The sequence below is a fragment of the Desulfobulbus alkaliphilus genome, from assembly GCF_016918545.1.
GTDB classification, from domain to species: Bacteria; Desulfobacterota; Desulfobulbia; order Desulfobulbales; family Desulfobulbaceae; genus Desulfobulbus; species Desulfobulbus alkaliphilus.
This window is the reverse complement of the sequence record NZ_JAFFQC010000071.1, coordinates 1-3,436: the sequence shown is the minus strand read 5'-3', so window position 1 is coordinate 3,436 and position 3,436 is coordinate 1. Positions and strand designations below refer to the sequence as shown.

General features: G+C 52.8%; 3 protein-coding genes. All 3 read right to left on the bottom strand.

All coding sequences use genetic code 11. The features are described 5' to 3' along the window. Nucleotides 1-760, bottom strand: a 760-nt coding sequence (locus JWG43_RS17245) for an Rpn family recombination-promoting nuclease/putative transposase (protein WP_205244189.1), incomplete at its 3' end; no start/stop codon positions are given. A gap of 444 nt (nt 761-1,204) precedes the next feature. Beyond that, nucleotides 1,205-1,552, bottom strand: a complete 348-nt coding sequence (locus tag JWG43_RS17240; protein WP_205244188.1) for a MarR family EPS-associated transcriptional regulator — start codon at nt 1,550-1,552, stop codon at nt 1,205-1,207. 808 nt (nt 1,553-2,360) lie between these two features. Further along, nucleotides 2,361-3,254, bottom strand: a complete 894-nt coding sequence (locus JWG43_RS17235; protein WP_205244187.1) for a hypothetical protein — start codon at nt 3,252-3,254, stop codon at nt 2,361-2,363. Between the last annotated feature and the right edge of the window lie 182 nt (nt 3,255-3,436).

The window sequence follows — 3,436 nt, the reverse complement described above, 5'->3', positions numbered from 1 at the left end:
TGGTCATGATAACATCCTCCACATCGTGTTTGATGGTCTGGCTGACCATCTGACCCAGTTGTTCTTGAGGCATATCGCTTATCTGCAGGACATACCGGAAAACAATTTCAAGGTATTGGGCAAATCCTGGAGCCAGCGCAAGTTCGTTCAGAGTTGTAAACGCGCTTCTCAGTTTTTCCAGTCCTTCTTTCGTCTGGGAAAGGCTCTGGGCGCGGAGTAGATCGCTGATGACCCGCACCATGGCATTGCCGGCCAGTTCCTCCATGCCATGGGCAGAGAGATCAAAGAGTTTGCATTGGAATGTCGGGGTGTACGGCAAAAAGCACTGGTGAGGCATATCCACCAGGGCATCAAAGGTCACCGGCCCCTGCCACCCTTTAGCACCATGAAACACCACCAGGGGAATGATTGCCGGTAACCGTTGACTTGCGGGGTTCTCCCGTTGAAAGCGTTTCCACACCCGCACCATGTAGCTGAGCAGGCGGAGCTTCATCCACACATCAGGGCTGCTCTGGTGTTCAATGAGAAGATACACATATCCCGGCCGATTGGCAATCGTGACCGAAAAGAGCAGATCCGCTTCGGATTGCGTGAATTGCGCATCGATAAAGGATGCCTGCACCACGGTGAGGGTCTTCAGATCCAGGTGGCTGACCAGTTCCGCGGGCAGGTTGGCGGCGAGGAAACTGGCGGCGTTTTCCGGCTCACCGAGGATCTGTTTGATCAATTTGTCGTGGGGATTGGCTATATCTTGTGGCATGGAATGGTTTGATAGTGGTTTATGGCAGGGGGTGTCCGCTACCGCGTGGGCAGGCAAAAAGACGCCTGCCCACCCTTACAACCTCAATTTTTCATAGTTGGTCATGATAAAATTCTCCACATCGTGTTTGATGGTCTGGTTGACCATCTGGCCCAGTTGTTCCTGGGGAATATCGCTTATCTGCAGGTCGTACCGGATAACGATTTCAATGTATTGGGCCGGTGGGCAAACGGTTGTATCGTTTGCCCACGCGGATCCTTAAAACATCACTTTTCATCTATATCATCCACTCAGCCTTGGAGTCGATCGTTGACCATCCTCTCTCTTTTTCACCATTGTGTTGGTCTCGCCCGGCGGTCGGGCTCCTGCCTGCATTGCCCTTTACGCTCCGCTGTCTATTTTCCCATTGCGGATGCATCTGTCCGCGGAGTCGGATTCCCGCGGTTATTGCCGACCCTCTGCCGGTTTTTGCTGGAGCGCATGTACTTCCTGGCGCAGGGTTTCGATCTCCTGATGCAACTGCTCGTACTCGGCCACCTTGCGGTGAAGAAAGGCGATGGTGAGCCGGGCCTTGGCCTCGATGCCGCTGGGGGTGAGCATATAGGCATAGCCTTTTTTGTTGCTGCTGCGGCTGAAGTTGCCGGCCTTGACCCAGCCCTTGCTGATCAGGGCCTGCAGGCAGTAATTGAGCTTGCCCAGCGAGATCCCCAGTTCGGCGGCCAGTTGCCGTTGGTTGGTATCGGGGTTGGTCGCAAGGCGGCGCAGCAACTGGTAGCGGGTTTCATCGGTCATGGTCGGCAATGAAGGTCTGGCTGTAAGGTTAAGCAGGGCAGGGCGGGCTGCCGCCCTGCGGGTGCGTATTGTTCATCCGCTGAACCGTCACGCGGGTTTTGTAGTCGATTGGGGATGGTTGGTCAAGGGAAAATTGGGGACTAGCAGGCACGAGGTTCTATCAATCGGGCAGGCCAGCCCCTGGTTGGTAGCTGGACGCGGGAGCTTCCCTCATGCAATCCCCACGCAGAGCGTAGGCACGAGAGGCAACCCCTTAGTGGTCAGCCTGATCTGGTTCGATTTGTATCTGAAGTGGGGGTCAAGTCTGCTTTTGGCTTTTTTTTATGGAGTTTGCTACTGGCTTTGAACCTCCCCTCGCATAATGTGCCTCTACGTCCATAAGTCGGAGTAACGTATAGTTCATTGCCTGCTTATCTGGTCGGTGGTGAGGTACAAGCCCCGACACATCCCCTGTGCTTAATTGCCGCGGATCGATTTGGAAAAGGGTCAGAGAAGGGGTCACCCATCGGCTCATCTGCCGGGGTCGGACCAAATTAACTTTCTGTATTGTCATGAAAAATATTTTTAAAATACGAATTTTTGGTGATTAAACGCTCATTTCCAGGGGTGAAATCGCTGTTATAAGGCGCGGCCGGTTACCGAAGTTTGCCGGATCCCTTACTATTGACGATTGCCTCCCGATTGCTCGTGTCCCGAGCAATCGTTTAATTTCGGTGAGGAAATTTCCTCTGGCGCCCGCAATGCACGGTTGACCAATTATCAGTGAGAAGCTCTTTATACCCGATGTCGCTATATGCAACCAAAGAAATCAGGCCTCGACATCGGTCTCCTGTTTCCGCCAAATCCTGTAAACCTCTCCCGGCTTCTTGAAATTGTCCACATGTACTGCCGCTGGTTCATCTGGGAGTTGGTCAACGCCCCAGCGTGTCAGGGCAAAGTTTACCAGGCTTTTTTCGCGCAGGTCAAACATTTTGCAGAGAAGTTCTTGCCAGTATTTCCAAGTTTGATTGACTCTTTTCAGATCCTGCTTGACAAACTTTGTTCCGGCGTCGAAAAAATCCTTCAACTCCTTGAGCTGGTAGAGCTCAATGGTACCCTGGCTTTGGTACCCGTATTCAATTTTGTGGCTGACCGGCATACGCCCGGCACCCTTGTTGGTGCCTTCCCGCAGAAGCACGAAATTGCCCAACCTTCTTCTCAGAAAATCCGATGCATCGCCGCTGATTGAGTCATCCCCGAGGGCCAGGATATGTTCTCTGTGCAGGAAGTCATTATGCGCCTTGGGATTGCGGCCACGTAATAGTTCTGCCAGTGGCTTGTGCTGGTTATGCTTTTCACAAAGATACTGCTCGTAGGATGCCAGAAAAAACTTGAGCCCCTGCCAGTGGTAAAAGTCCCGGGATTCGTCTTTTTCCAGGACCAGATGCTTGACAAAGTTGCGGGTGCCAGCATTATGGCGAATAAATTCAATAAGCTGCCGGCACAGTTCTGTTGATGCATCTGGCACGTGGGCATCTTCAGCCAAAGTGCCGTGATAGTAGCTGTGCGCCATCCGGAAAAGTTCGCCCTGGCTGGAGTCGCTGCGCGGAGCGATGCCTGTGATATAATACCGGAAGTTCAGCTTTTCCAACAGGTCCAGGGCTTCAGCTCGGCGCTTCGGGTCGGGTTCGCGCTGGAAAACGGCCAGCACAAGGGGCAGCACCGAGGCCAGTAATTTTAGGGGGTCAGGTCTGCTTTTGGCTTTTTTTTATGAAGTTTGCTGCTGGCTTTGAACCACCCCTCGCATAATGCGCCTCTACGTTCATAAGTCCGATGAACGTACAGTTCATTCTCTGGTTGGCGGTGAGCAGCGAATTCCAACATATCACCTGTGTTTAATTGCCG

What these genes read in the sequence shown, in the direction of transcription:
- JWG43_RS17240 (WP_205244188.1), bottom strand. Translation starts at nt 1,552, where the DNA reads ATGACCGATGAAACCCGCTACCAGTTGCTGCGCCGCCTTGCGACCAAC.